Origin of the sequence: Aureimonas sp. AU20, from assembly GCF_001442755.1 — a bacterium.
Classification (GTDB): Bacteria; Pseudomonadota; Alphaproteobacteria; order Rhizobiales; family Rhizobiaceae; genus Aureimonas.
On sequence record NZ_CP006367.1, the window covers coordinates 1926286 to 1952407 of the forward strand.

The following is a 26122-nucleotide window of genomic DNA, read 5'->3' on the forward strand; positions in this document are numbered from 1 at the left end:
CCCGCGCCGCAAGCGGCCGGGGTGTCTCTGCGAGGAAATTCAAGGCTAAGGCCGGCTTATAGGGAATCGCGCCGGCCGGCGAAAGGGCGAAACGGCGCTTTTGCCCGGATTCATTCGGCGGCTCGTTCGGCAGCCGGGGCGGGCGGCTTGACGATCTCGCCGGCCGAACGGGGCAGGCGGCGCCCGTCGTAGCGATCGCAGCCCAGCGCCAGGGCGAGGCAGGCGAGCTCCACCGTTCGGGGAATCTCGACGCGCTTTCCGTCGCGATCCCCCTTCTCGTAATATTGGATGACGCGCTTCTTGAGCCCGAGAAGGTCGGCCGCATCCTTCTGCTTGAGACCCATCTCGCGCCGCCACTGGCGGAAGCCGTCCGAATCCATCGCACCCGTCATATCCGCACGCTCCACTCTATGGAGCTTGGCGCCGAGTTCAGCTTCGCTCAACCCACCCGGCGCAAGCTCATTCAAGCTCCGCTGCGGCGTCGTAGCAAATCCCGTTTCCAGCGCAACAAAAAATGCACTCCGTGCGCCAGTTCGCTCTTGTCGAGGTGCACTTTGTGCGCATCTATAGCTAAGCGAAGGCAAAAAAGCCGATTTCGCTGAAACCACCAGTCTTTAACCGGGAAGGGAAATGCCATGCTTGCCGACCTGATCGTCAGCCGCTCCACCTGTGGGGCCGATCGCAATCGCGACGACCTGCACCGCCACGCCACGTTCAGCTGTGGGTTCCACAATGTCGTGCGTCGCTTGTTCCGGATGTTCCGCTCCGCATGAGCTGGAACCGATCTGCGAACCGCAGGGGAGACGACCACTAGAAGGCGCCGGGTCGACCGGCGCCTTTTTCGTGTCAGGAGCCGTAGAAGCCGAGGCTGGGCTCGAGCCGCTCGAAGGTTTCGTTCATCGCATAGGCGCGCGACAGGAACGGGACGGCGAAATGGCCGTAGCGGATGGAGAGTTGTTCCTCGGCCGCCAATTCCCCGGCGCCGGCGAATTTCGCCATGTAGAGCGCGACGGCGAGACCGGTTCGATCCGAGCCCGACATGCAGTGGATGAGGATCGGGCCTTCGGCATTCTCGACGGCCTTGTAGAAGGCGGCAACCATGTCGTCGTTAAGCGCCCGGCCGGCGGACCAGGAGAGATCGACGAGATGTGCGCCGCGCCGCTCGGCCACCGCGCGCTCTTCGTCGTACCAGGGCGTGCCGACATGCGGCCCGCGCAGGTTGATGACCGTGCGAATCCCCTCCTTCTGGAGAAGGGATTCGAACTCGGTCGGCCCGAGCGTGCCGGATCGGTAGAGCCGGTGCTCGATCACGGTGTGGATGTTCCCGGTCCATTGCTGGACGCCGAGAAAGCCGAGCCCCGCGAGGAGGGGCGCGGCATAGGCGAGCCTTTTCAGATGCATCGCCAAGCGCATGGGTCTTACGCCGCCTTGCTGGTGCGGTGATCGTCGATCATCGCGAAGAAGCGCTGGAACAGGTAGTGCGAGTCCTGCGGTCCCGGCGAGGCCTCGGGGTGGTGCTGGACGGAGAAGACCGGCTGGCCCTTGAGGCGAAGGCCGCAATTGGTACCGTCGAAGAGCGAGATGTGGGTCTGCTCGACCGTCTCGGGCAGCGAGGCGGGGTCCACCGCGAAGCCATGGTTCATCGATACGATCTCGACCTTGCCGGTGGTGAAGTCCTTCACCGGATGGTTCGCGCCGTGATGGCCCTGGTGCATCTTCTCCGTGCGACCGCCGAGCGCCAGCGCCAGAAGCTGGTGCCCCAGGCAGATTCCGAACATGGGAATGCCGGTCTTCGACAGTTCCTGGATCACCGGCACGGCATATTCGCCGGTCGCGGCCGGGTCGCCCGGGCCGTTGGACAGGAAGATGCCGTCCGGCTTGTGCTTCAGGATTTCGGCGGCGCTGGTGGTGGCCGGCACGATGACGACCCGCGCGCCATGTCCCGACATCAGGCGCAGGATGTTGCGCTTGGCGCCGTAGTCGATGGCGACGATCGTGTAATCCGGCTGCGCGGTGCTGCCATAGCCGGCGTCCCAGACCCAGGGGCCTTCGGTCCAGACTTCCTCGCTCGCCGTCGCGGCGTCCTTGGCCAGATCCAGCCCCACGAGACCGCTCCAGTCGGCGGCCTTGCGCTTCAGCGCCTCGACGTCGAACACGCCGTCGGCGCGATGCGCGATCACGGCGTTGGGCATGCCCTTCTCGCGGATCAGCGCGGTGAGCGCTCGGGTGTCGATGCCCGATAGGGCGACGACGCCGCGCTTCTTCAGCCAAGCGTCGAGACCGCCGGCCGAGCGGTAGTTGGACGGAGCCGAGACTTCGGCGCGGAAGATCACGCCGACCGCGCCGATGCTGTTGTCCGGAACGAGATCCTCGACGTCCTCGTCATTGGCGCCGACATTGCCGATATGGGGAAAGGTGAAAGTGACGATCTGCCGGGCGTAGGACGGGTCGGTCAGGATTTCCTGATAGCCGGTGAGGGAGGTGTTGAAGCAGACCTCGCCCAGCGCTTCCCCTTCGGCGCCGATCCCGTCGCCTTCGATCACGGTTCCGTCTGCGAGCACCAACAAGGCAGTCGGTGTCCTCTGCGGCCAGTTTGCGCTCATGGGGTGCGTCTCCGTCGGGGTCCAATCGGGCGTATCGAGGCCGCGCAACGCGGCCGAGCCCTTCCGGAGCGTTTCTATCGCGCCACAGACGCCCGAACGCAACCCTCTTCTCGTTGGAGAACGCCGCCGTCCCCTTGCAAATGCGGTGCACAAAACTTAATGCATTGTGAATGCGAGGGGCGCGTGGACTGGATCCGCACCCTCGAACCGTGTCCGAGAGAGCAGGTCCTCAGGCCCGCGCCCGAACAGTTAAGCAGTGTACGACGACAGGATGATGACGACGCGGCCTGCCGAGGCCGTCTTTCTCTCCGCTTCGCATGCCTTCACCCCCAGGTCAGTTTCCCGAACTAGGATGCTTGCCCATTCGGCATGGGTCCATCCGAGCTTTCGCCCGGGACGCGGCTTTGCCGCGCGCGAGGCGACACATAGGACAGACGCGTATGCGTGAACAAATCGCAGTCGCCCTCCAGGAGGCCTGCACGTCCGGCGACAAACGGCGCGCCTGCCTCTTGCGGCTCATCAATGCGGCCATTCGCGACCGCGACGCCGCCAGCCGCATGGCCGGGCGCGACAAGGTTCCCGACAGCGACATCGCCGGCATTCTGCAGCTTCTCGCCGAACAGCGCGAGCGCAGCGCCAACGACATGGCCGAGAAGGGTCGCAACGAGGATGCCGCACGCGAGCGCGTCGACGCCGCCACGATCCGCTTCTTCCTGCCGGCGGCCCTGCCGGTGGTGGAAATGGTGGAAGCCTGCCGGCAGGCGGTCAGCGACACCGGCGCCAAGGGCCTGCGCGATGTCGGCCGCTGCATGAGCGCCATCAAGGAGCGCTATCACGACAAGGTCGACATGGTTCAGGCTTCGGGCGTGGTGCGCTCGCTTCTCAGCTGAAGGCGGGTAGGGCGGTTTTGGCGCCCGAGCCCTTTTTACATTCCCCGAGGCGTCGGGTCAGGCCGTCCGTTCGGCCAGTTCGCGTGCCGTCGCCTCGTGGTAGCGAATGACTTCGCGCACCACGAAGGCCAGATATTTCTCCGCGAAATCCGGGTCGAGCTTGGCGGTCAGCGCCAGTTCGCGCAGCCGCGCCACCTGGCGCGCTTCCCGCGCCGGGTCGGCCGGGGGCAGCGCATGCTCGGCCTTCAGAACGCCGACGCGCTGCGTACAGCGGAAGCGCTCGGCCAGCATGTGGATGATCGCCGCGTCGATATTGTCGATGCTGTCGCGCAGCTTCTGAAGTTCCGGCAAGGGAGCCTGCTCTTGCATGTCGGCCGTCCGTGGCTGAATTCGCGCCGAGGCGCCACGCCCGCTGGATAGGCCCATGCGCGCGCTTCGTCAAAGGGCTGGGCCTTCGGATAAACGGCCGGTCCAACCTGTGGATTGGGGTGGATAAGGGGGACGCTGGACTGCGCGGCCGGGCGGGCCCATGGTATTTCACGCCTTTGAAGCCGATATCTCCCCCATGCGCTTCTCACCGAGCTTCCTGGACGAAATCCGGGCCCGAATTCCGATCTCCGACGTCGTCGGCCGCCGCGTCACCTGGGACCGGCGAAAGACGCAGCCGTCGCGTGGCGATTATTGGGCCTGCTGCCCGTTCCATGGGGAGAAGTCGCCCTCGTTCCACTGCGAGGATTCCAAGGGCCGCTACCACTGCTTCGGCTGCGGCGTGTCGGGCGATCACTTCCGCTTTCTGACCGAACTCGAGGGCCTCAGCTTTCCCGAGGCGGTGGAGCGGCTGGCCGGCGAGGCGGGCGTGCCCATGCCCGCGCGCGACGCCGAGGCCGAGAAGCGCGAGGAAGGGCGCGGCGGGCTGATCGCCGCGATGAAGCTCGCCAGCGACTTCTTCCGCCAGACCCTGCAGGAAAGCGAGGGTGCCAAGGCGCGCGCCTACCTGCGCGATCGCGGCATGAACCCGGTGACGCAGAAACTCTTCGGCGTGGGCTATGCGCCGGAAGGGCGCAACCGGCTGAAGGAGTTCCTCGCGGGCAAGGGCGTGGCGCGAGACGAGATCGAGGCGGCGGGCCTCGTCGTGTCGGGCGAGGGCATCGCGGTGTCCTACGACCGGTTCCGCGATCGCATCATGTTTCCCATTCTCGACGCGCGCGAGCAGCCCATCGCCTTCGGCGGCCGGGCCATGTCGTCGGATGTCTCGGCGAAATATCTGAACTCGCCGGAAACCGACATCTTTCACAAGGGCAACGTCCTCTACAATTTCGCCCAGGCCCGGCGCGCTTCGAAGGCGGCGGGAACGCTGGTGGTGGCCGAAGGCTATATGGACGTCATCGCGCTCCACCAGGCCGGTTTCGATCATGCCGTCGCCCCGCTCGGCACGGCGCTGACCGAGCGCCAGCTGGAGCTGCTCTGGCGCACGGTCGCCGAGCCCATCCTCTGCTTCGACGGCGACGCGGCGGGCGTGAAGGCCGCCAACCGCGCGGCGCAGATCGCCCTGCCTCTGCTCAAGCCCGGCCGCTCGCTGCGCTTCGCTCTTCTGCCCGAGGGCAAGGACCCCGACGATCTCCTGAAGGCGGACGGGGCGGATGCAATGCGCGCGGTGCTGGGCCGCGCCCGGCCGCTGGCCGACCTCCTTTGGATGCGTGAGACCGCCAGCGGCACGTTCGACACACCCGAACGCCGCGCCGAGCTGGAGCAAAGGCTGAAGGGCCTCGTGCGCGGCATCGAGGACGAGAGCGTGCGCCGCCACTATCTCAGCGACATGGACGGCCGCCTGCGCTCCTTCTTCGGGCCTCCGGCCGGCAACGGCTACAATCGTGGTGGCGGCGACTGGCAGGGGCGCAAGGGCGGGCAGGACCGGGGCGGCCGCTCGGGCATGGGAGGCGGGGGTGGCAACAATGGGCGCTCCGGCATGGGCGGAAGCGGCGGGCTCGGCGGCCGGCGCTCGGCCGTGTCCGAGCGGCTGAGCCGCAGCACGATGCTGCGCCCGCCCGGCGGGCAAGGCGCGTCGCTCCGCGAAATCTCCATCGTGATCGGCTTCATCAACCACCCGCTGCTGCTGCGCGAGGCCTTCGACTATCTCGCCGATCTGGAACTGCCCCCCGGCGATCTCGAACAGCTGCGCTCTGCGGTGATCGACGTCTATGCCGACGAGCTCTACCATTCGCGCGAGGAGCTTTTGGCCGCGATCGAGCGGCAAGGGCTTCTTCCCGTCTTCGACGCGTTCGAGATGCAGCTGCGGCTGGTGCGGCTCTGGTCGGTCTTGTCCAATGCCGCGCTGGAGGACGCGCGCGAAGCCGTCCGTCAGGCGCTTCACTTGCATCACAAATTTCGATCGCTACATAGGGAACTGAAGGCGGCCGAGCAGACACTCGCCGTCGACGGCGACGAACTCGCTTACGCCCAGGTCGTTGAAATCAAGCGAGAGATCAACAATCTAGCGGGAACCGAGGCGCTGATCGACGGGTTTGGTGTTCTGTCCGGCCGACCCGCCAAGGGGATTTGACGGTTCGTCCGGGGCGGGCGAAACGAGGCTCGTTTATGAAAACGGCCAAAATTTGCCGCGAAAAGGCGGCAAAGCCTTGACTCGGCGGATCGAAAGCACAAACACCGCTCGGATGTGTCGGACGTAGTGCTGCAATGACGGCCGCCCTTTCGGACGGCGGATGCGAAAGAGGTCGGCGATCGCTTCAACCTGCTCATGGTTAAGCGATTCTTTACGGCAGGGCGTTTATGAGCGGGGAGCGCGATTCCTCTCTCATCGACCGCGCGAATTGGAGATGAATGCGCATGGCGACGAAGGTCAAGGAAGGCGAGATGGCCGTCGATGAGCGTCAGGAGACGCCTGACAGTCCTCTGCTGGACCTCTCGGACGATGCCGTCAAGAAGATGATCAAGGCCGCCAAGAAGCGCGGCTTCGTCAGTATGGACAAATTGAACTCGGTTCTTTCGGCCGAGGACGTGACGTCGGAACAGATCGAAGATCTGATGGCCATGCTGAGCGACATGGGCATCAACGTCGTCGAGGACGACGAGGGCGAAGAGGCCGAGGAAAAGGAAACCGAGGAGAGCGGCTCGACCGAACTCGCCGAGGTCTCGAACAACGCCGTCGCCACGACCACCCGCAAGGAATCGAACGACCGCACCGACGATCCCGTGCGCATGTATCTGCGCGAGATGGGTTCGGTGGAGCTTCTGTCGCGCGAAGGCGAAATCGCCATCGCCAAGCGCATCGAGGCCGGCCGCGAGACGATGATCGCAGGGCTCTGCGAGAGCCCGCTGACCTTTCAGGCCATCATCATCTGGCGCGAGGAACTGAACGAAGGCAACATCATGTTGCGCGAGATCGTCGATCTCGAGGCGACCTATGCCGGCCCCGAGGCCAAGATGCCCTCCGCCCCGCCGGCCGAAGAGGCCGAAGGCGCGGGCCTGCCCGGCGCCCGGCCGGACGGCGAACTGCGCCCCGGCGAGGAAGAGGACGACGAGGACGATCTCGAGAATTCGCTGTCGCTCGCCGCGATGGAAGCCGAGATCCGTCCGCAGGTCATGGCGATCTTCGACGTCATCGCCGAGAACTACAAGCGCCTGCGCAAGTTGCAGGATCAGCAGGTGGAGAACCGTCTCGCCGCGCAGGGCACCCTGTCGCAGAGCCAGGAGCGCTCCTATCACAAGCTGAAGGAAGACCTGATCGCGGCGGTGAAGTCGCTGTCGCTGAACCAGAACCGCATCGATGCCCTGGTGGCGCAGCTCTACGACATCAACAAGCAGCTCGTCGGCAACGAGGGGAGGCTCTTGCGCCTTGCCGAGTCGCATGGCGTGAAGCGCGAGGAATTCCTCAAGAGCTATCAGGGCACGGAACTCGATCCGAACTGGGTCCAGTCCATCGCCAATCTGTCGGGCAAGGGCTGGCTGAAGTTCGTTCAGGCCGAGCGCGAGCAGATTCGCTCGCTTCGCCAGGAGATCCAGAGCCTTGCGACGATGACGGGCCTCGAGATTATCGAGTTCCGCCGCATCGTCCATATGGTTCAGAAGGGCGAGCGCGAAGCGCGTCAGGCGAAGAAGGAAATGGTCGAGGCCAATCTGCGCCTCGTCATCTCCATCGCGAAGAAATACACGAACCGCGGCCTGCAGTTCCTGGACCTTATCCAGGAAGGCAATATCGGCCTGATGAAGGCCGTGGACAAGTTCGAGTACCGGCGCGGCTACAAGTTCTCGACCTATGCGACTTGGTGGATCCGGCAGGCGATCACGCGTTCGATCGCCGATCAGGCCCGCACGATCCGCATCCCGGTCCATATGATCGAGACGATCAACAAGATCGTGCGCACTTCGCGCCAGATGCTTCACGAGATCGGCCGCGAGCCGACCCCGGAAGAGCTGGCCGAGAAGCTGGCCATGCCGCTCGAAAAGGTCCGCAAGGTCCTGAAGATCGCCAAGGAGCCGATCTCGCTCGAAACCCCGGTGGGCGACGAGGAGGATTCACATCTCGGCGACTTCATCGAGGACAAGAACGCGATCCTGCCGATCGACGCGGCGATCCAGGCGAACCTGCGCGAGACCACGACGCGGGTTCTCGCCTCGCTGACGCCGCGCGAAGAGCGTGTCCTGCGTATGCGCTTCGGCATCGGCATGAACACCGACCACACCCTGGAAGAGGTCGGCCAGCAGTTTTCGGTGACGCGCGAGCGCATTCGCCAGATCGAGGCCAAGGCGCTGCGCAAGCTCAAGCACCCAAGCCGGTCGCGCAAGCTGCGCTCGTTCCTGGACAGCTGAGCCTGTCGTATCCCATCGCATCGAACAAAGGCGCCTCAGGGCGCCTTTTTTCATATCAGATCGTCTTATGAGGACGAAGCGAGGCGAGACCTTGCGGCTGCGGCCGGCAAGCGCTCGCGCGCCTGGGCGGTGCGATGCGAGAGAATGGCCATGACCATGAGTGCGCCGATCACGGTCACATGCTCGGTCGCGGTATGGAAATGCTCCAGCGCCGGCTCGCCCTCCATGGCCCAAAATCGATGCACGAGCAGGATCGTCAGGCCGGTATAGGTGGCGAGCGCGCCCGTGCCGAGCCAGGCCGCGCGATCGAGGATTACCAGCGCGGAGCCGATCAGCAGTGTCGCGATGCTTAGGAGCACGAGCGGCGCGGCGGGCTCGATGCCGAAAGCCTGGAACTCCCCGACGGCGGCGCGAAAGCCTAGAAGCTGCCCCAACCCGGCGCCCCAGAAGACGAAGGTCAGGACGACGCGCGAGACGAGAAGGAAGCGCCTCGATTCCAGAAGGCGCGCTAGAAAGGGTGGCATGGCGTTTCTCCCGAACGGATGCCGCCATCAGGCCGCTCTCTTCATTCTCTGTCCAGCCGCGTTTTTCCCCACAATCCCGCGCCTGCGTTGAGCGAATCCGCGCGTCGATGAACCGAAGATGAACGAGGTCTTCCTCCCGCGTTCAGGCGCCGGGCTGCAACCTGGGGATCAAGGCCCTCTCGGTGGCCTCCCGATTCTCAGGAGATTTCCATGACGTTTCGTCCCGTTCGATCCGTGCTTCTCGGTCTGGCGCTTGCCGGCGGTCTCTGGGCTCCCTCGCAGGCCGCGCCGTTCGAAGCGCCGGCCACGGTGCAGACGGTCCAGTATCGCGGCGATGGCCCCTATGGCTGGCACGAGCGGCGGGGCCGCGACGAACGCTGGCATGATCGTCGCGGCTGGCGCGAGGACCGCCATGGCCGGCGTGACGGCATCTGCCGCCCGGGCTTGGCGCTCGAAAAGGCCGCTCGAATGGGCGTGCGACGCGGCGACATCGTGCGCGTCACGCCGCGCAGCGTGACGGTCGCCGGGTTCCGGCGCGGCCATCCGATCGCGGTGCGCTTCGCGCAGGTGCGCGGTTGCCCTGTGATCGGATAAGCGAAGCCTGCGACGGTTCGTCGGGCATAGGCTGAAAGAGAAAAGGGGAAAGCCGAAATCCGGCTTTCCCCTTTTTCGTGTTTGGAACGTGGGACGATTGCCTGCGGGTGGAGGACGGCCGGGAGATTGTCTCCCCTCGCGACGAAGCGAGCGGGAAGAAAGCCCGGCCAGCCGACCCCTGCAGATTTTGCCTTGGGCTTCTTAGTCCGCCATTTCGTAGACGATCCGCACCTCGGCGCGCACCGCGTTTTCACCGGTTTCGACGGCCATGCTGTCGCTTCTCGCGGATGCGGCCATCTTCATTTCCATGAGCGGGACGGGGGGCATGGGCTCGGCCCGCGCGGCGCCGTCCTGGATCACCAGGACCCGGCCGAGCTTCTGGCCGGAGGCGTCCGCCAGCGTTTCGGCCCGCGCCCGCGCGTCGGCCACGGCGAGGCGGCGCGCTTCCTTCGACACGTCGGCCGGGTCGGCGATCTCGAAACGGATCGATCCGCCCTCGTTGACGCCGAGCTTCACGGCGCGATCCATGATCTCGCCGAGCTTCGAAAGGTCGCGCACCTTCACCGACAGCGTGTTGCGCACCTCGTATCCGACGATCTTGGGCGGGGACTGCTGGCCGTCCTGCCGGTTGTCAGTCTGATACTGCGGCGAGATCTGGAAGCCGGCGGTCTGAAGATCGCGCTTTTCCACTCCGAACTCCGCCATGGCCGTCGCCACGGCGCCGACCGCTTCGCTGGCCTGTTTCGTTGCCTCGGCGGCGGTGGGCGCGTCGCGTAGGACGGTGAGCTGCGTCACGGCCAGATCAGGCGCGCGAAACGCCGTACCCTCGCCGCCGACTTCGATCCGGGCGGGTGGGCGGGGCGGGGCGCCGGCCGGCTCCTGCGCGAGGGCCGGTGCGGAGGCCGAGACGGCAAGGGCCAGAGCGAGGGGAGCGAGCGAAAGACGGATCGGAACCAAGGCGACATCTCCATGCGAATCGGAGCCCGAACCCTGTCACGCGAATGCGGCGCAAAACCGTTGGATAGGGTTTTGGCTGCCGGAGGCGCTGCCGAGGAGAGGGGAGGCAAACCGGGCGACGCCGGAATTAAGGCGCGCGCATTCTCCAAAACCGCTTGGGATGGGGAGATTATTCCCTGAATTCCGGCGCTCGTCGGCCTATCTCGGGAACGAACGGTCGAAGCGCGGGCTTCGATGTGACGGATGATAGGAAGCTTCTCATGAAACGCATGCTCATTCTCGCGGCGCTCGCAGTCTCGCTCGCCAGCGGCGCCTCGGCCGGAAGCCTGAAGCAGATCGAGGCGGCGAAGACGCTGCGGATCGGCACCGAAGGCACCTACGCGCCCTTCACCTTCCACAACGCGTCCGGCGCGCTGGTCGGCTTCGATGTCGAGATCGGCCCCGAGGTCGCCAAGCGTCTCGGCGTCGAGCCGGTCTTCGTGGAAGGCAAGTGGGACGGGCTGATCGCGGGCCTTGCCGCCGACCGCTACGACGCGGTCATCAATCAGGTCGGCATCACGGAGGAGCGCAAGGCACGCTTCGATTTCTCCGACCCCTATATCGTTTCCAAGGCCGTGCTGATCGTCAAGCAGGATGACGACGCGATCAAGGGCTTCGCCGATCTCAAGGGCAAGCGGGCGGCGCAGTCCCTGACCTCGAACTACGGCAAGCTGGCGGAAGGCGCGGGCGCCACGCTGGTCGGCACGGACGGGTTCGACCAGTCCATCCAGCTCGTGCTGACCGGCCGGGCGGACGCCACGATCAACGACAATCTCTCCTTCCTCGACTTCAAGAAGCAGAAGCCCGACGCGCCGGTGAAGATCGCCGCCACGCAGGACGAGGCTGCGGCCTCCGGCATCATCGTGCAGAAGAACAATCCCGAGCTCGTCGCGGCGGTGAACAAGGCGCTGGCCGGGATGAAGTCCGACGGCACCTATGAGAAGATCTCGCAGACCTATTTCGGCGCCGACGTTTCGCGCTGACCGGACGCGTCGGAACCAACGGGGAAGGCGGTTTCGTCCGGCTTCCCCCCCTCACGGGATTTGAGAGACCTTGCCCCCTTTCCTGCAGCTCATGCTCGACTCGCTCTGGCCGCTTCTTATCGGCGGGCTGCGCTTCACCCTGCCGCTGGCGATCCTGTCCTTCGCCTTCGGCCTTTCGCTCGGGTTCCTGACGGCGGTCGTGCGCCTTTTCGCGCCGGCGCCGCTCGCGGCCCTCGCGCGCTTCTATGTCTGGTTCATCCGGGGCACGCCGCTTCTCGTCCAGCTTTTCGTCATCTTCTACGGCCTGCCGAGCGCCGGCATCCTGATCGACGCTTTTCCGGCGGCGCTGATCGGATTCTCCTTGAGCGTCGGCGCCTATACGTCGGAGATCATTCGCGCCGCCCTGTCCTCCATCCCCAAGGGGCAATGGGAGGCGGCCTATGCGATCGGCATGACGCGCGGTCAGGCTCTGCGGCGCACCGTGGTGCCTCAGGCGGTGCGCGTGGCGCTGCCGCCCTTGTCGAACTCCTTCATCTCGCTGGTGAAGGACACCTCGCTTGCCGCCGCGATCACGGTGCCCGAACTCTTCCAACAGGCGCAGCGCATCGTCGCCGTCACCTACGAACCCCTGATCCTCTATATCGAGGCGGCCTTGATCTATCTCGCATTCTCCTCGGTCCTCTCCGCCTTGCAAGGCCGCCTGGAGCAGCGCTACGGCCGGCATGGCGGCTTCGGGGAGGGACGGGCATGATCCGCCTCAGCGAGATCGAGAAGAGCTTCTCCGGCAATCCGGTGCTGAAGAAGGTCAGCCTCGATGTGGCGTCCGGCAAGGTTACGGCGTTGATCGGCCCCTCCGGCAGCGGCAAGAGCACGCTTCTGCGCTGCGTGAACCTGCTCGAAATTCCGGACGCCGGCCGGCTCGACCTAGACGGTCTGTCGCTGACCTTCGGCAAGGCCAGGCTCGGGCGAAACGACGTGCTCGCCGTGCGCCGCCAAACCGGCATGGTGTTCCAGAGCTTTCAACTCTTCCCGCACCGGACCGCGCTCGGCAATGTGATGGAAGGCCTGATCGTCGTTCTCAAATGGCCGGCGGAGCGAGCGCGCGCCCGAGCGTTGGAACTCCTCGAAAAGGTGGGTCTCGCCGACAAGGCCGACGCCTATCCCGCGACGCTTTCGGGCGGGCAACAGCAGCGCGTGGCGATCGCTCGCGCACTCGCAGCCTCCCCCAAGCTCCTGCTTTGCGACGAGCCGACCTCGGCGCTCGACCCGGAACTCGCCGCCGAAGTGGTGGATGCGCTGGGTGCCCTGGCACGCGAGGGCACGACCATGCTGATCGCCACGCATGATCTTCGCCTCGCCAACCGCATGGCCCATCACGTCGCCTTTCTGCAGGACGGGGTGGTGGTGGAGGAAGGAAATCCCGACCGCCTGTTCCGTCAGCCGACAGACCCCCGTACGATCCGCTTCGTGCGCACCTTGGCTGGCACCTGAAGCTCGGCGCTTCGCCTTGACGACGAGATGGGTTGGGGGAGACTCCGCGTTGGGGTGGGTATCTGTTCGATCCCCGCCGACGCTCAGGCTTCAGAAGTTGGAAGACCTCAAGTTGGCTGGTCGGGTTTTCTTCTCGCCGAGCTGAAAGGACGGACCCGATCGATTGGACCGTTCGACGTAACCCCAGCGTAATGGCCCTTTGATAGAGAGAGAACCGATGGGATAGCCCCGTCGGGATCTCACCCTTGATGAACTCGCCTCATACGCCCGCGCTGGAAGCCGAGTTCGCTCGGCTCAATCATCTGCGCTTTTCGCCGGCGATCGAGGCGCGCTTCGAGACCGACGAACAGGAACAGCGGTTGCGCTCGTCCAGGCTTACGGTCCTGGTGGCGGTGGCCGTCTACGACGCCTTTCTGGTCGCGGACTGGCAGATCATGTCGGACATGGTCGGATGGCTGGCCTTGATGCGCCTCGGCATCTTCACCCCGCTCGCCCTTCTCGTCTTCTGGATGCTGCCTCGCATGTCCAAAAGCTGGCAGATCGACGCGATGACGATCGGCTGCACCGTCCTCGCCGTTCTTTTTCCAACGACCGCGATGGTGTTCAGCCATTCCCCCTATGTGCTGATCTACCAGTTCGGGAGCATGGTCACGATCACCTACTTCACGCTCGTGCAGAGGGTGCGGTTCCGAATGGCCGTCATCGGCCTCGTTGCGTCGCTGACGGTCCAATTCTGGTGCGTGGCACTCCGGCCGGAAATCGACGCAGCCTCCTATCAGTTCGTGGTCAGCTTCTACCTGTCCGGGGCGGCTCTCTTGCTGATGGGCTCCTTCGTTCTGGAGCGGACCGAGCGCCACGGGTTTCTGGAGCGCCTGCGCAGCGAATTGCTGATCGAGCATATCGAGCGAACGGCGCGGACGGACATGCTGACGGGCTTGTCGAATCGGCACCATCTCGCCGCCGTGGGTAAGACGTTCGCGGACGGACACGAGAGCCAGCCCATTGCCGCGCTGATGATCGATATCGACCACTTCAAGCGGTTCAACGATACGCAGGGGCATCTCGCCGGCGACCGATGCATTCGCGCCGTCGCCGATCTGATCCGCCAGGAACTGGAGCGCGCGGGTGAGAGCGAGGCTGATCGGAGCGTCGCCTTCCGCTTCGGTGGCGAGGAGTTTCTAATTCTTCTTCCTGGATCGAATGAGCGACGCGCCGCCGTGCTCGGCGAGGCAATTCGCCGTCGCTTGGAGGCGGCTCGAATTCCCCATCCCGCCATGGGCGTCGGCGCGTGGGTCACGGCCTCGCTGGGCGTCGCCGCCTGCCAACAAGGCGAATTCTCGCTCGACGCCTTGGTCGGCGCGGCCGACGCCGCCCTCTATCACGCCAAGCGCGACGGACGAAACTGCCTCGCCATGACCGCCTGAGCCGATCTTCACGACTGTTGGGTGAGCTAGAGCATTTTCCGGCCGGGTAGAGTCTTGGCGTCATTCGTGATTCCCTTCGTCGTTCGGAAGGGACGGGTGGATGGCGAGAGCTTTGTCTATCGATCTTCGGCACCGGGTTCTGAGGGCGATGCGCGAGGGCGCCTCGACCCATGCGGCGGCCGAGCGGTTCGGGATCGCGATTGCCACTGCGGTGCGCTGGCGCTCGAAGGATCGGGCGGGCCGTAGCGATCCCTTGCCGATGGGTGGGGATCGTCGCTCCGGGCGCATCGAGGCTGAGGCTCAGCTCCTTCAAAGCCTGGTCAATTTCAGGGACGACATTACGCTACACGAGATGCAGCGCCGCCTGGCCGACGAGCGCGGGCTGAACGTCGGGATGCGCACGCTCTGGCGCTTCCCCGACCGCCATGGGACGAAGTGGAAAAAAGGCAGCGCACGCAAGCGAGCAGAAGCGCCCGGACCTATTAAGCGGCGTCAGGCTTGGTTCGAAGTACAGCTCGATCTCGTCCCGCCAAGCTCGTCTTCATCGATGGTGAGAGAGACCCGTGGCTCTCGAACGGCCTGTCGACGAAAATGGCGCGACGCCACGGCCGAGCCCCACGAGGTGAGCGGTGCCGGTCCGGCGTGCGCATGGCCACTGGAAGACAACCACCCTTACAAGCGCTCTACGCCTGACGCGCATGACCGCGTCCATGATGCCTCGATGGTCCGATGAACGGCGTCGCGTTCCGGGCTAATGTCAGCCAAGTGCTGGTGCCCACACTCTCGCCTGACGATATCGTCGTGATGGACAACCTTCCTGCCCACAAGGCCGAGGGCGTACGGACGGCCATCGAAGCAGCCAGCGCGTCGAGATGGCCTTCTCCAAGCTTGAAGCCTTCATGCGCGCCAAGGTCGAGCGAACGGTCGAGGCGCTCTGGAAAGCCGTCGGCACGCTCATCCCGCTCTTCCAGACTGCCGAATGCGCCAACTACTTCAAAGCCGCAGGCTGCAACGCAGACTGATCGGAAAACGCTCGAGTTTGGTAGGTTTTCGTGTGCGCGCGGCTTGTTTCGCCCGTTGGGGCACGAAGCGGCTGACCGATTTGGAAACTATCGGCGCGAAAGGGTTCTGGTTGGCCCAGCAAGACACTGCCAAGCGTCACCTGAAGTCATTGTTGGCAAATTACTTTTCGGATTCGCACGTCGTCGCGCCCGCTGTTGAGGCCCACGATGTGTACGGATGGATTAGTTTGGCTGTCAGCAATTAGCGGGAGGAACCTTCCCGCTATTTCTCCAAACTGCATCGTGCCGCGTGTTCCAGGTCGTATCGTTTCCGCCGAAGGCCCACGGCGCTGATGCTGACGCCGAACCGTATGGCCATCGCGTCGAGCCTGCGTTCCTGAGCGTCCAGCTGCAACAGCACCTCGGTGAGCATGGCCGACAGCGAGGGGCGCTCGAACTCCTCGATCGCGTCTGCCAGCCGCGCGGCGAAACCGGCCCGATCTCGCGCCACCCATGGCACTTCCAACAACGTGTCCGGCGCCTCGCCGAACACTTTGACCATGATGCTTTCGAACGGGATGAGGGCCGCGGGCCTTCCAAGGTTGGCGTGTGCAAGCCTCGATGGTGCCGTCTCGGCGGCGCTGAAGGGAGCGACGGCGGGATCGGCGCACGACGACTACATGGACGAGCGAAGCGCTCCGATCGAGAACCCGCGATACCGACGTAACGGACTTGTCCACGACGAACTTGGGTGGAAAGCTTCCGGTCGCCTCTCGGGTCGATCGCGCAGGGAAGTAGACGTTGGACGGACGACCTCCAGCGATGTGGCAGACCCTCCGACGGATCAGCAAGCGCTGCGAGGATCGGTGGTCGACATGATGGGTCGCGCGCGATATTCATCCTGCAACCCGCGCGCGCCGATTGATATCGGAGGCGTGAAGGCTCTACAGCACCTCAACGCCGGTTCCCCCAGCGAACCCAATGACCACGAACGAGACCGAATCCCATGGGCATCGGACCTGAGAGTATGTCCGCCTCGGATACCGATAGCACTGCCCCGCTGCCGATCCTCGTCGATCCGGCGCGACTTGCCGCGCTTGACGGACTGTCGATCCTCGACACGGCGCCCGAACAGGGTTTCGACGACGTGGTGCGCCTCGCCACCCGGCTCTGCGCGGCTCCCGTCGCGCTTGTCAGCCTCGTTGCCGTCGACAGGCAATGGTTCAAGGCACGTGTCGGCTTTCCCCATTGCGAGACCGACCTGAACTCCTCGGTCTGCCGGTTCGTGCTCGATGAGCCCGACGTGATCGTCATCGAGGACCTCGCCAATGATGCCCGCACCGCCGCCAACCCGCTGGTGACGGGCGAACCGCACATCCGCTTCTACGCGGGCGCGCCGCTGCGCCTGGCGAGCGGGGATGTCGTCGGCTCACTCTGCGTGATCGACACGGCACCGCGTCCCGGGGGGCTCGATGCGGACCAGGCCGACGACCTTCGCGCACTCGCCCGCCAGGTATCCGGCCTCCTCGATATGAGACGGGCCGTAGCGCTGCGCGACGACGCCCTCGACAGCCAGCGCGTCGAGGTGCAGCAGGCACGACGCATCGACGTTCTTTCCAAGGCTTCGGAGGCCCTGCTCGTCGGCTTGGATCCAGCGGCGGTGCTCGACCCCATCCTGTCCGCCAATGCGGAGACGCTCGGCTTTGATCGCAGCTACATCTACGATGTCTGGCCCGAGGGCGGCCATCTGCGCCTGACGCATTCGTTGAACGCCTCGGCGCCGGTGAAGGAGTTTCTGCATAAACTACCCTTCGGAGCGCCTGTCTGCGGCATCGTCGCCGAGCGGCTCGAACCGCTGTTGTTGACCGGGATGCAGGCGGATGTCGATCCAGCCTTCGCTACTGCACGCAGCATTGGTCTCAACGCCTACGCCGGCTTCCCGGTGGTGAGCCGCGGCGCACTGCGCGGCGTCATTTCCTTTGGATCGACGCAAGTGGCGGCCTTCGACCACGAAGCCCTCAACTTCTTCGAGACCCTGGCTCGGATGATGTCGGCCGTCTACGAGCGGATCGATGGCGAACGCGCCTTGCGCGAGAGCCACGAGCGGTCCCGGCTCGCCCAGGAGGCCGGATCGATTGGCACGTTTGAGATCGACATCGTGAACGACCGGGCCCGAGTGTCGACCGAAGGCTGCCGCATCTTCGGGCTGCCGGAGATGGAAAGCCGCTCGCCGAGGGACTTCACTGACCTGGTCGTCCCGGACGATCGCTCGTTGCCCGCGAACGAGATGACCATGCGAGATGGCACGGCCGATACCGAGGCCGAGTACCGCATTCGGCGCGCCGACGACAACGCCCTGCGCTGGATCGCCCGCAACAGCCGCTTTATCCGGGACGAGGCCGGCAAGCCGGTGCGCATGATCGGCACGCTTCAGGACGTGACCGAGCGCCGGGCGACGCAGGAAGCGCTGCGCATCAGCGAGGAGCGCTTCCGCGCCATCGTCGAAACCATCGAGGCGGCGTTCGCCATCGTCGAGGTCAAGTTCGACGCCGACGATCGCCCGGTGAACTATCGGTTCGTCGAGGCGAACCCCGCCTTCGAGCGGCAGGCCGGGGTGAACCTCCACGGCAAGTGGGTCACCGAGTTCGCCCCGGACCTCGAGCAGTTCTGGTTCGAGACCTATGGGCACGTGGCGAAAACGGGTGAGCCGGCCAGCTTCGAGAACTACGCCGAGGCATTCGAACGCTGGTTCGACGTCAAGGCCGTGCGCGTCGGGAACCCCAGTGAGCGGAGAATCGCGATCTTCTTCAGCGATGTCACGGCGCGCAAGAAGGCCGAAGCGGACCTGCGCGCCAGCGAGGCCGTGGCCCGCGATAACGTCGACCGCGTGCGGCTCGCCCTGGCGGCGGGTGCCATCATCGGCACATGGCACTGGGACATCGTGGCCGATCGCTTCAAGATCGACGAGGCCTTCGCCGCCGCCTTCGGCCTCGATCCCACTTTGGGCCGCTCAGGGATCCCGCTCGCTCAGATCGTCGCCACCGTCCATCCCGACGATCAGGAGGGGCTCGCGGACGCGATCAACGAAGCCGTCGTTCGCGGTGGTGCCTACGCCCACGAGTACCGAGTGCGGCGCGCCGACGGGAAGTACTACTGGCTGGAAGCGAACGGGCGCGTCGACCATGCGGCCGACGGCACGCCAACGAGCTTCCCGGGCGTCCTGATCGACATCGAGGAGCGGCGCGCCGTCGCCGCCGAGCGCGACCAGGCAACGGCCCGGCTGCGCGAGCGCGAGGCGTTCCTGAGCAGCGTGCTAGCCTCGTCCAACGACTGCATCAAGGTTCTCGACCTCGATGCCAACCTCGTCTTCATGAGCGAGGGCGGGCAGAAGGTCATGGAGGTGTCGGACTTCAACGACATCGCCGGCTGCCCGTGGCCGGACTTCTGGCAGGACGAAGGCAACATCGCCGCCAAGGAGGCCATCGCCTCTGCGCAGGCCGGGGTGCCCGCGGGCTTCCAGGGGTACGCCGAGACAATGAAGGGCCGGCGGCGGTACTGGGACGTCCAAGTGTCGCCGATCCTCGGAGCCGACGGGAAGCCGGAGCGCATCCTGTCCGTATCCCGCGACATCACCCCGTTGAAGGCGTCCGAGGAGGCGCGGGCGGTCTTGAATCAGGAACTGTCGCACCGAATGAAGAACCTCCTGTCGATGGTCCAGGCAATAACGGCCCAGACCCTTCGGCAGGCCCGGAGCATGGACGAGGCGCAGGACGCGGTGTTCACCCGCATCGCGGCGCTGGCGAGGGCGCAGGATATCCTCGTGCGGACGAGCTTCGAGGAGGCGGACGTCGGCGAGATCGTCGAGGCGGCCGTCACGCCGCACCAGACCGCGGACCAACGGATCGAGGCGAGCGGTCCCGACCTTGGCCTGACCGCGCAACAAGCACTTGGCCTTTCGCTCGCCATCCACGAGCTCGCGACGAACGCCGCCAAGTACGGGGCGCTCTCGAACGAGACGGGCCGCGTGGCGATGAGGTGGGATCGCGTCGAGGGCGCGTTCGTCTTCGAATGGATCGAAACGGGCGGTCCTTCCGTTAGCCCGCCTCAACGCCGTGGCTTCGGATCGAAGCTCATCGAGCGCATCGTCGCCTCCTACTTCGATGGCGAGGGGCGTCTCGACTTCGATCCGAGCGGTATCCGCTTCACTCTGACGGGCGCGAACCAGCGCGCCGAGACGACTTCGTAGAGAGCAGGCTGCATCATGGCACAATCGTTCGATCCCGCCCGCTATGCAGTCCTGGTCGTCGAGGACGACGCCCTTGTCCGCGCCGAGGCGGTCGACCTCTGCGAGGATGCCGGGTTCACCGCCTACGAAGCGCGCAACGCGGACGAGGCCATCCGCCTTCTGGAGCGCCATACGGACATCCGCGTGCTGTTCACCGACATCGAGATGCCCGGCACGATGGACGGGTTGAAGCTCGCTCGGGCGGTGCGCGACCGCTGGCCGCCGGTGGCGATCATAGTTACCTCCGGGCGCATCAAGATCAGCGAAGGCGATCTGCCGGAGAACGGCCTGTTCTTCGCCAAGCCCTACCCACCGAAGGGCGTCGTGAAAGCACTCAACGACATTGCCGCGCAAATCCAGGGCTGATTGAAGCGGAAGCAACCCCGAAGCGTGAGCGTCCCGTTCTTCGACGATCCCGAGAACCTCTCCGCCTTCTGTTCCGCTGTCGGGCGTCGAGCTTTGATCGGCGCCTGCCGATGCTTTCCTCGGCTCAGGCTTGACGAAGACCGAAAGAGTTTCGTTTTCGGATCATAGCGCGCTCGAATTCGTCCAGGCGCCAATCATGTGCGTGAGCATCCGCCCAGTCTGGAAATCAAGAAACTTCGCTGATGGCCCTGCCGTCTTCAATCCAAGTCATCCTGACGCGCTTCCGGACCTCGAACAACAACGCCTACAACGCTTCCACGAACCCGCTAGGGTGGGGCAGGCGGCCACCGTCAGAACTTCGGCCCGCGCCTAAAGGACACCGCCGACGTGGTGGAGCGGCCGGGAGCCGAACTTCGATCCGTCAAGGATGTCAGGGTAGGTTCTTGTGGCGCGGCTCTTGATCGGCAGGGCCGTCAGCGAACACGACGGTATCGCCTTCACCAATCTCACGCAGGGCGCGGCGATCCCGTCCTATATGAATGAAGTCGGGCTGGCCGAAGACGAGGACGACGGCATAATAACGGTCGTCGCGGAAGCCTACGAAATGGACGCGGCTAACCCTTTGGCTACGCCATGGCTAACGCTTCCACGAAGCCTTGAGACGTAATGGTTCTGGTGGGCCCGGCAGGACTCGAACCTGCAACCAAGCGGTTATGAGCCGCCGGCTCTAACCATTGAGCTACAGGCCCCACCCGAGCGAGCCCTATCGCAATCTCGGCTCGTTCTCAAGCGGTGGTTGGGACAGGATGATGCGGACGCGGGGAAACATATTCGGCTGACGGCGTTTGACTCCCATGGACAGCATGGGAGTCGACATGTCGAATATCGAACCCAACATCATCGACCCGACCAAGGGGCCGCCCCCGCCGCCGGACTCGATTCCGGATCTGGACCCGACCCGGCCCGACGACGACCATGTCGGGTCGGATGAGATCCGCGAGCCGGGCCGCGATCGGCCGCCGATCGAGAAGGACCCGGAGGAGGGCGGGGGACCGGGGGATATCGAGCGCGCCTGATCCTTCACCCCTGGAGAGAGAAGAGGCCGGGCGGTGCCGAACCGCCCGGCTTCTTTTCATTCCGGCTTGTCCTTGGCGCGTTCCGCCGCACCGTCGATCGTGGCGCGGTCGGTGCCCTGTTCCGCCACGATGCGCTTGGCCTCTTCGATCGGAATGTTGTGCTTGCCGGCCAGTTCCTCGGCCGCGAGATCGGGCTCTGCGCCGGGTTCGATCGGGATATTGCTCATGGATGCTCCTCCTGTTTCCGTTCCAACGCTCAAGGAGGGGATATGGTGTCGCGACCGATCGAAGACAGCGTCATGTTCACGACAGCTCGCACCTTTGAAGACGTGGCAAACGTATGGCTCGCAGGGGCTTAACCCTGATCCCTGAGCCCCTACATAAAGACAAAAGACGAGAGGAGTTCGCCGTGAGCGTCGCGTTCGTGAAGGAACCCAACGAGAATCAAGTCGAGACCCTGCCGGACCGCGAGCTAGGGACGGACCCGAACTTCGTCACGGCGCAGGGGTTGAAGCAGATCGAGGGTCAGGTCTCCGATTTGGAAGCCGCGCTTCTCGCCGCGCGCGCGGCCGACGACAAGATCGCGTATGCCTCGATCCACCGGGACCTTCGCTACTGGCGGGCACGGAAGATGAGCGCCGAACTCGTGCCGACGCCGGAGGATGCGGAGACCGTGCATTTCGGCTCCGAAGTCACGATCGAGCGCGACGACGGGCGTGCCCAGGTGTTCCGCATCGTGGGCATCGACGAGGCGAACCCGGCCGACGGGCGCCTATCCTATCTCTCCCCGCTCGCCAAGGCGATCGCCGGCAAGAGCGTCGGCGATGTCGTGAAGGTCGGGCCGTCCGAGGCGGAGATCGTCGAGATCAAGCCTATCGGCTGAGGGCTGACCTTAGAGACCGTTTAACAACCCGGCGGCGGAGGGCTGCCGAGTGATTTTGCGACGTTCGCGAGGCGCCAAACGTAGTCGATGCGAGGGCGCATCGGCGAGGATTGGCAACGAAGTGACGACGGAAAAGCGCCGGCGGACCGACCCGACTGGGTTGTTAAACGGTCTCTTAAGCCGGCTGCAGCGCCCGGATGAAGCGCCGGGTCGTTTCGGCAAAACCATGTTCCAGCGCGTCGGCCGTCAGCGCATGGCCGATCGAAACCTCCTTGAGGCGCGGGATCGCGTGGCAGAGGGCCGGCAGATTGCCGATCGTCAGGTCGTGCCCGGCATTCACGTCGAGCCCGACCTCGGCGGCCACTTGGCCCGCCTCGCGCAACTTTCCCAACTCGCGCTCGGCGGCGGCGGAGTCGGAATGCGTGGCGCCATAGGGGCCGGTGTAGAATTCCACCCTTTCGGCCCCGAGCCGCCGGGCGATGTCGAGCCCTTGCGGCGAAGGGTCGGCGAAGAGCGAAACGCGAATGCTCCGGCTGCTTAGACGCTGGACGATCCCCGCCAGACGCTCCGCCTCGGCGGCGAAATCCCAGCCATGGTCGGAGGTCGCCTGCGTCGGGTCGTCCGGCACGAGCGTGACCTGATCGGCACGCGCGGCCTCGCACAACTCGAGGAAATGATCGGTCGGATAGCCTTCGATATTGAACTCCGCCGCAGGGAATTCCGCGTCGATGAGCTGACGGATCTCGGGCAGATCGGAAAAGCGGACATGCCGCTGGTCGGGCCGGGGATGGACCGTCAGCCCGCTGGCGCCGCTCGCCAGCGCGATGCGGCCGAAATGGATCACCTCGGGCCAGGGCAGATCGCGGCGGTTGCGCAGCATCGCGATGGCGTTGAGGTTCACGGACAAGGTGGCGGTCATTGCGGAGGGCCTCGTGCCTTGCGGGGTGGCCATCCGCATGAACCCGGCCACTGAACAAGTCAACGCCCCGGCAGCAAGGCGGCCGGGGCGTTTTCATGTCGTCGGAGGGGCGTGCCTTACTCGGCCGGCGCGGGCTTCGCCGTGTTGGGCGTCGTGGCCGCCCGGCCTTGCTTCGTCAGACGCAGCACGAAGACGAAGAAGATCGGGACGAAGAAGATGGCGAGAACCGTCGCCGAGATCATGCCCCCGATCACGGTCGTGCCGATGGCGTTCTGGCTCGCGGCGCTGGCGCCGGACGCGATCGCCATGGGCAGGACGCCCATGGTGAAGGCGAGAGAGGTCATCAGGATCGGGCGGAAGCGAAGATGCGCCGCCTCGATCGTCGCCTCGCGCAGGCCCATGCCCTCGGCCATCAGGTCCTTGGCCACTTCCACGATCAGGATCGCGTTCTTGGACGAAAGACCGACGATGGTGATGATGCCGACCGTGAAATAGACGTCGTTGGACAGGTTGCGCAGCAGCACCGCCGCGACGCAGCCGATGACGCCGAGCGGCACCACGAGCATGACCGAGAAGGGGATCGACCAGCTCTCGTAGAGCGCCGCGAGGCACAGGAACACAAAGAGCACGGCGAGCCCGATCAAGAAGGGCGCCTGGTTGCCCGACTGGATCTCCTGCAGCGACTGGCCCGTCCATTCGAACGAGAAGCCGGCGGGCAGTTGTCCGGCGAGACGCTCCATCTCCGCGATCGCCTCGCCCGAGGAATAGCCGGGATTGGCGTCGCCGGACAGGCGAACGGAGGGATAGCCGTTGTAGCCGACGAGCTGCGAGGAGCCGAGCGTCCAATCCGCCGTCGCGAAGGCGGAAAGGGGCACCATGCCGCCCTGCGTGTTGCGCACGTTGAGGTTCATGACCTCCTCGATGCGCATGCGCGAGCGCTCCTCGGCCTGCAGCGTGACGCGCTGCATGCGGCCGCCATTGGGGAAGTCGTTGACATAGGACGAGCCGAGCGCCGCCGAGATCGTCTGGTTGATGTCGGCGAAGGTGACGCCGAACGCGTTGGCCTTCTCGCGGTCGATATTGAGCTGGATCTGCGGGCCGGGGGGCAGGCCCTCGAAGTTGATCCGCCCGAGGATCGGGCTCTTGCCCGCTTCCGCGACGAGCTGGTCGCGCGCGGCCAGAAGCGCCGGCGTGCCCTGGTTGGCGCGGTCCTGCAGGCGGAAGGCGAAGCCGCCGGTGTTGCCGAGACCTTGGATGGGAGGCGGCGACAGGGCGAAGGCGATCGCATCCCGGAACTGGATGAGACGGCCGGAAATGATGCCGGCCAGGGTTCCCGCGTCCTCCCCGGGGCCGCGCTCGCTCCAGTCCTTCAGCGTCACGAAGGCGAGGCCCGCATTGGCGCCCTGGCCCGAGAAGGAGAAGCCCTGGATCGTGATCATGCTCTCCACGGCCTTCTGGCCGAGGATGAACTTTTCGGACTCGGACGTGACCTCGCGCAGGCGGTTGCTGGTCGCGCCCGCCGGGCCCTGGAAGTTGGCGATCAAGAAGCCCTGGTCTTCCTGCGGCAGGAAGGCGGAGGGGATCTGCACGTAGAACCAGCCGAGGCCCGCCAGAAGCGCGACATAGATGATCATGAACCGCTTGGTGCGGCCGATGAGATAGCCGACGCCCTTGGAATAGGAGTGGGACGTCTTGTCGAAGCCCCGGTTGAAGAGGCCGAACAGGCCGCGCTTGCCGTGGTGGTGGCCGGCCTTCACGGGCTTCAGGAAGCTGCCGCACAGCGCCGGGGTCAGCGACAGGGCGAGGAAGGCCGAGAACAGGATGGAGGTCACCATTGTCAGCGAGAACTGGCGGTAGATGACGCCGACCGAGCCGGGGAAGAAGGCGAGCGGCACGAACACCGCGCAGAGCGCCAGCGTGATGCCGATGATGGCGCCGGTGATCTGGCGCATGGCCTTCTTGGCGGCTTCCTTCGGGGGCAGGCCCTCGCTCGCCATGATGCGCTCGACATTCTCGACCACGACGATGGCGTCGTCGACCAGGATACCGATGGCCAGAACCATGGCGAACATGGTGAGGACGTTGATCGAGAAGCCCGCCGCCAGCATCACCGCCAGCGTGCCGGCCAGCGCGATCGGCACCACTAGCGTCGGGATGACGGTGTAGCGGATGTTCTGGAGGAAGACGAACATCACGACGAAGACCAGCGCCACCGCTTCGAGCAGCGTGTGGATGACCTTCTCGATCGAGGCCGAGACGAAGGGTGTCGTGTCGTAGGGGATCTGGTAGCTAACCCCTTGCGGGAAGAGGGGTGCCAGACGCTCCATGACCTGCCGCACGCCTTGCGCGGCGTCCAGCGCGTTGCCCGTCGGCGAAAGCTGGATGCCGATGGCCGCGCTCGGGCGACCGTTCAGGAACGTGTTGAAATTGTAGCTTTCAGCATCGACCTCGACACGCGCGACGTCGGACATGCGCACCAGCGAGCCGTCGGCATTGGCGCGCAGTACGATGGCGCCGAACTCCTCCGGCGTCTGAAGCTGCCCCTTGACCAGGATCGTCGCCTGCGTCTGCTGGCTCACCGGGTTGGGATTGGCGCCGATCGAGCCGGCCGCGACCTGCGCGTTCTGCTGCTGGATGGCGGTGACGACGTCGGACACGGCCAGGTTCAGGCCGACCAGACGATCTGGGTCGATCCAGACGCGCATCGACCGCTCGGAGGCGAAAAGCTGCGCGCGGCCGACGCCGGGCACGCGGCGGATCTCATTGATGACGTTGCGGGTGATGTAGTCGCCGAGACCCACGGCATCGAGCGTCGATTTCTCGTCGCCCACCAGCGCCACGACCATGAGGAAGCTCGAGCCGGCCTCCTCGACGAGGACGCCCTGCTGCGTCACCTGCTGGGGCAGCTTGGACTCGACGCGGCGCAGGCGGTTCTGCGTGTCCACCACGGCCTGCGCGATCTCGGTGCCGGCGCTGAAGGTCACGGTGATCTGCACCGAGCCGGTCGCGTCGCTCGTGCTTTCGAAATAGATCAGGCCGTCGATGCCGTTCAGCTCCTCCTCGATCGGCCTCGTGACCTGCTGGTAGAGGTCCTCCGGCGAGGCGCCAGGGAAGGCGGTGGAGATGGTGAGCTGCGGCGGTGCGACGTCGGGATACTGGGCGATCGGCAGCGAGGGCAGCGAGATGACGCCCGCCAGGACGATGAAGATCGCGATCACCCAGGCGAAGACCGGCCGATCGATAAAGAACTGAGGCATGTC

The 26122-nt window shown here is 65.3% G+C and carries 24 protein-coding genes, 1 tRNA gene and 1 pseudogene; 15 read left to right on the forward strand and 11 right to left on the reverse strand.

From position 1 onward, the window contains the following. Positions 1-110 precede the first annotated feature (110 nt). Positions 111-392, reverse strand: a complete 282-nt coding sequence (locus tag M673_RS08470; RefSeq protein ID WP_244493051.1) for a helix-turn-helix domain-containing protein — start codon at positions 390-392, stop codon at positions 111-113. A gap of 243 nt (positions 393-635) precedes the next feature. On the opposite strand from M673_RS08470, the gene M673_RS24570 reads away from it, so the two are divergent. After that, positions 636-773, forward strand: a complete 138-nt coding sequence (locus M673_RS24570; RefSeq protein ID WP_156421087.1) for a hypothetical protein — start codon at positions 636-638, stop codon at positions 771-773. A 73-nt stretch (positions 774-846) separates the two neighbouring features. Here M673_RS24570 and M673_RS08475 read toward each other — a convergent pair whose 3' ends face one another. Then, positions 847-1413: a tyrosine-protein phosphatase gene (locus tag M673_RS08475; RefSeq protein WP_061975306.1), complete on the reverse strand. Its 567-nt coding sequence runs from the start codon at positions 1411-1413 to the stop codon at positions 847-849. Between the two features lie 5 nt (positions 1414-1418). Continuing rightward, positions 1419-2603 (reverse strand): glutamine-hydrolyzing carbamoyl-phosphate synthase small subunit, encoded by a 1185-nt coding sequence (carA, locus tag M673_RS08480; protein WP_061975308.1) that lies wholly within the window; start codon positions 2601-2603, stop codon positions 1419-1421. A 440-nt stretch (positions 2604-3043) separates the two neighbouring features. On the opposite strand from carA, the gene M673_RS08485 reads away from it, so the two are divergent. Beyond that, a complete protein-coding gene (locus tag M673_RS08485) occupies positions 3044-3493 on the forward strand; it encodes a GatB/YqeY domain-containing protein (RefSeq protein ID WP_061975310.1) in 450 nt (149 codons plus the stop codon). Between the two features lie 57 nt (positions 3494-3550). Here the strand turns inward: M673_RS08485 and M673_RS08490 are convergent, their stop codons facing one another. Further along, a complete protein-coding gene (locus tag M673_RS08490) occupies positions 3551-3862 on the reverse strand; it encodes a chorismate mutase (RefSeq protein ID WP_061975312.1) in 312 nt (103 codons plus the stop codon). 196 nt (positions 3863-4058) lie between these two features. On the opposite strand from M673_RS08490, the gene dnaG reads away from it, so the two are divergent. Together dnaG and rpoD are read left to right on the forward strand one after the other, a co-directional pair. Further along, positions 4059-6053 (forward strand): DNA primase, encoded by a 1995-nt coding sequence (gene dnaG, locus M673_RS08495; protein WP_061975313.1) that lies wholly within the window; start codon positions 4059-4061, stop codon positions 6051-6053. A 284-nt stretch (positions 6054-6337) separates the two neighbouring features. After that, on the forward strand, positions 6338-8320 hold the full coding sequence (gene rpoD, locus M673_RS08500) for an RNA polymerase sigma factor RpoD (RefSeq protein ID WP_061975315.1): 1983 nt from the start codon (positions 6338-6340) through the stop codon (positions 8318-8320). Positions 8321-8385: 65 nt separating this feature from the next. On the opposite strand, the gene M673_RS08505 is transcribed toward rpoD, so the two are convergent. After that, the gene (locus M673_RS08505) at positions 8386-8844 is read right to left on the reverse strand and encodes a DoxX family protein (protein ID WP_061975323.1); all 459 of its coding nucleotides are present in this window, start codon (positions 8842-8844) and stop codon (positions 8386-8388) included. 210 nt (positions 8845-9054) lie between these two features. Here M673_RS08505 and M673_RS08510 point away from each other — a divergent pair, with 210 nt between their 5' ends. Further along, the gene (locus M673_RS08510; protein ID WP_061975325.1) at positions 9055-9438 is read left to right on the forward strand and encodes a hypothetical protein; all 384 of its coding nucleotides are present in this window, start codon (positions 9055-9057) and stop codon (positions 9436-9438) included. A gap of 201 nt (positions 9439-9639) precedes the next feature. Here the strand turns inward: M673_RS08510 and M673_RS08515 are convergent, their stop codons facing one another. Continuing rightward, positions 9640-10395, reverse strand: a complete 756-nt coding sequence (locus M673_RS08515) for an SIMPL domain-containing protein (protein ID WP_244493050.1) — start codon at positions 10393-10395, stop codon at positions 9640-9642. A gap of 260 nt (positions 10396-10655) precedes the next feature. On the opposite strand from M673_RS08515, the gene M673_RS08520 reads away from it, so the two are divergent. From M673_RS08520 to M673_RS23610, 5 genes and pseudogenes are all read left to right on the forward strand, one after another. Then, positions 10656-11417 (forward strand): amino acid ABC transporter substrate-binding protein, encoded by a 762-nt coding sequence (locus tag M673_RS08520; protein ID WP_061975327.1) that lies wholly within the window; start codon positions 10656-10658, stop codon positions 11415-11417. Between the two features lie 70 nt (positions 11418-11487). Beyond that, positions 11488-12168, forward strand: coding sequence for an ABC transporter permease subunit (locus M673_RS08525; RefSeq protein WP_061975329.1), 681 nt, complete (start codon positions 11488-11490; stop codon positions 12166-12168). Then, entirely contained in the window at positions 12165-12908 is a 744-nt protein-coding gene (locus tag M673_RS08530; RefSeq protein ID WP_061975331.1) for an amino acid ABC transporter ATP-binding protein, read from the forward strand. The genes M673_RS08525 and M673_RS08530 overlap by 4 nt, the downstream gene beginning before the upstream one ends. A 248-nt stretch (positions 12909-13156) precedes the next feature. After that, the gene (locus tag M673_RS08535) at positions 13157-14332 is read left to right on the forward strand and encodes a GGDEF domain-containing protein (RefSeq protein ID WP_061975334.1); all 1176 of its coding nucleotides are present in this window, start codon (positions 13157-13159) and stop codon (positions 14330-14332) included. 100 nt (positions 14333-14432) lie between these two features. Next, positions 14433-15354: pseudogene (locus M673_RS23610) on the forward strand (IS630 family transposase). 262 nt (positions 15355-15616) lie between these two features. On the opposite strand, the gene M673_RS08550 reads toward M673_RS23610, so the two are convergent. After that, the gene (locus tag M673_RS08550) at positions 15617-15895 is read right to left on the reverse strand and encodes a hypothetical protein (protein WP_061975336.1); all 279 of its coding nucleotides are present in this window, start codon (positions 15893-15895) and stop codon (positions 15617-15619) included. A 444-nt stretch (positions 15896-16339) separates the two neighbouring features. On the opposite strand from M673_RS08550, the gene M673_RS24875 reads away from it, so the two are divergent. The 3 genes from M673_RS24875 to M673_RS24580 all read left to right on the forward strand — a co-directional run bounded on the left by M673_RS24875 (position 16340) and on the right by M673_RS24580 (position 20651). Then, positions 16340-19579: a PAS domain S-box protein gene (locus tag M673_RS24875; protein ID WP_082639252.1), complete on the forward strand. Its 3240-nt coding sequence runs from the start codon at positions 16340-16342 to the stop codon at positions 19577-19579. Positions 19580-19594: 15 nt separating this feature from the next. Further along, a complete protein-coding gene (locus M673_RS08560; RefSeq protein WP_061975339.1) occupies positions 19595-19984 on the forward strand; it encodes a response regulator in 390 nt (129 codons plus the stop codon). Positions 19985-20429: 445 nt separating this feature from the next. Continuing rightward, positions 20430-20651 carry a hypothetical protein gene (locus M673_RS24580; RefSeq protein ID WP_061975341.1) on the forward strand — a complete coding sequence of 74 codons (222 nt, stop codon included), beginning with the start codon at positions 20430-20432 and terminating at the stop codon, positions 20649-20651. Positions 20652-20657: 6 nt separating this feature from the next. Here the strand turns inward: M673_RS24580 and M673_RS08570 are convergent. Beyond that, positions 20658-20733, reverse strand: a tRNA-Ile gene (locus M673_RS08570). A 126-nt stretch (positions 20734-20859) separates the two neighbouring features. Here M673_RS08570 and M673_RS08575 point away from each other — a divergent pair. Further along, entirely contained in the window at positions 20860-21060 is a 201-nt protein-coding gene (locus M673_RS08575) for a hypothetical protein (protein WP_148640001.1), read from the forward strand. Positions 21061-21116: 56 nt separating this feature from the next. On the opposite strand, the gene M673_RS24585 is transcribed toward M673_RS08575, so the two are convergent. Beyond that, positions 21117-21287, reverse strand: a complete 171-nt coding sequence (locus tag M673_RS24585) for a hypothetical protein (protein WP_156421086.1) — start codon at positions 21285-21287, stop codon at positions 21117-21119. A 182-nt stretch (positions 21288-21469) separates the two neighbouring features. Between M673_RS24585 and greA the strand changes: the two genes are divergently transcribed. Continuing rightward, positions 21470-21943, forward strand: coding sequence for a transcription elongation factor GreA (gene greA, locus M673_RS08580; protein WP_061975345.1), 474 nt, complete (start codon positions 21470-21472; stop codon positions 21941-21943). A gap of 175 nt (positions 21944-22118) precedes the next feature. On the opposite strand, the gene M673_RS08585 is transcribed toward greA, so the two are convergent. Further along, positions 22119-22862: a pyridoxine 5'-phosphate synthase gene (locus tag M673_RS08585; protein ID WP_061975347.1), complete on the reverse strand. Its 744-nt coding sequence runs from the start codon at positions 22860-22862 to the stop codon at positions 22119-22121. Between the two features lie 116 nt (positions 22863-22978). Next, on the reverse strand, positions 22979-26119 hold the full coding sequence (locus M673_RS08590; RefSeq protein ID WP_061975349.1) for an efflux RND transporter permease subunit: 3141 nt from the start codon (positions 26117-26119) through the stop codon (positions 22979-22981). Between the last annotated feature and the right edge of the window lie 3 nt (positions 26120-26122).

Bases quoted from the DNA above. Each gene is read 5' to 3' on its own strand.
- M673_RS08470 (WP_244493051.1), bottom strand. From the start codon at position 392: ATGACGGGTGCGATGGATTCGGACGGCTTCCGCCAGTGGCGGCGCGAG.
- M673_RS24570 (WP_156421087.1), top strand. From the start codon at position 636: ATGCTTGCCGACCTGATCGTCAGCCGCTCCACCTGTGGGGCCGATCGC.
- M673_RS08475 (WP_061975306.1), bottom strand. From the start codon at position 1,413: ATGCGCTTGGCGATGCATCTGAAAAGGCTCGCCTATGCCGCGCCCCTC.
- carA (WP_061975308.1), bottom strand. From the start codon at position 2,603: ATGAGCGCAAACTGGCCGCAGAGGACACCGACTGCCTTGTTGGTGCTC.
- M673_RS08485 (WP_061975310.1), top strand. From the start codon at position 3,044: ATGCGTGAACAAATCGCAGTCGCCCTCCAGGAGGCCTGCACGTCCGGC.
- M673_RS08490 (WP_061975312.1), bottom strand. From the start codon at position 3,862: ATGCAAGAGCAGGCTCCCTTGCCGGAACTTCAGAAGCTGCGCGACAGC.
- dnaG (WP_061975313.1), top strand. From the start codon at position 4,059: ATGCGCTTCTCACCGAGCTTCCTGGACGAAATCCGGGCCCGAATTCCG.
- rpoD (WP_061975315.1), top strand. From the start codon at position 6,338: ATGGCGACGAAGGTCAAGGAAGGCGAGATGGCCGTCGATGAGCGTCAG.
- M673_RS08505 (WP_061975323.1), bottom strand. From the start codon at position 8,844: ATGCCACCCTTTCTAGCGCGCCTTCTGGAATCGAGGCGCTTCCTTCTC.
- M673_RS08510 (WP_061975325.1), top strand. From the start codon at position 9,055: ATGACGTTTCGTCCCGTTCGATCCGTGCTTCTCGGTCTGGCGCTTGCC.
- M673_RS08520 (WP_061975327.1), top strand. From the start codon at position 10,656: ATGAAACGCATGCTCATTCTCGCGGCGCTCGCAGTCTCGCTCGCCAGC.
- M673_RS08530 (WP_061975331.1), top strand. From the start codon at position 12,165: ATGATCCGCCTCAGCGAGATCGAGAAGAGCTTCTCCGGCAATCCGGTG.
- M673_RS08535 (WP_061975334.1), top strand. From the start codon at position 13,157: ATGAACTCGCCTCATACGCCCGCGCTGGAAGCCGAGTTCGCTCGGCTC.
- M673_RS08550 (WP_061975336.1), bottom strand. From the start codon at position 15,895: ATGGTCAAAGTGTTCGGCGAGGCGCCGGACACGTTGTTGGAAGTGCCA.
- M673_RS24875 (WP_082639252.1), top strand. From the start codon at position 16,340: ATGGGCATCGGACCTGAGAGTATGTCCGCCTCGGATACCGATAGCACT.
- M673_RS08560 (WP_061975339.1), top strand. From the start codon at position 19,595: ATGGCACAATCGTTCGATCCCGCCCGCTATGCAGTCCTGGTCGTCGAG.
- M673_RS08575 (WP_148640001.1), top strand. From the start codon at position 20,860: ATGTCGAATATCGAACCCAACATCATCGACCCGACCAAGGGGCCGCCC.
- M673_RS24585 (WP_156421086.1), bottom strand. From the start codon at position 21,287: ATGAGCAATATCCCGATCGAACCCGGCGCAGAGCCCGATCTCGCGGCC.
- M673_RS08585 (WP_061975347.1), bottom strand. From the start codon at position 22,862: ATGACCGCCACCTTGTCCGTGAACCTCAACGCCATCGCGATGCTGCGC.
- M673_RS08590 (WP_061975349.1), bottom strand. From the start codon at position 26,119: ATGCCTCAGTTCTTTATCGATCGGCCGGTCTTCGCCTGGGTGATCGCG.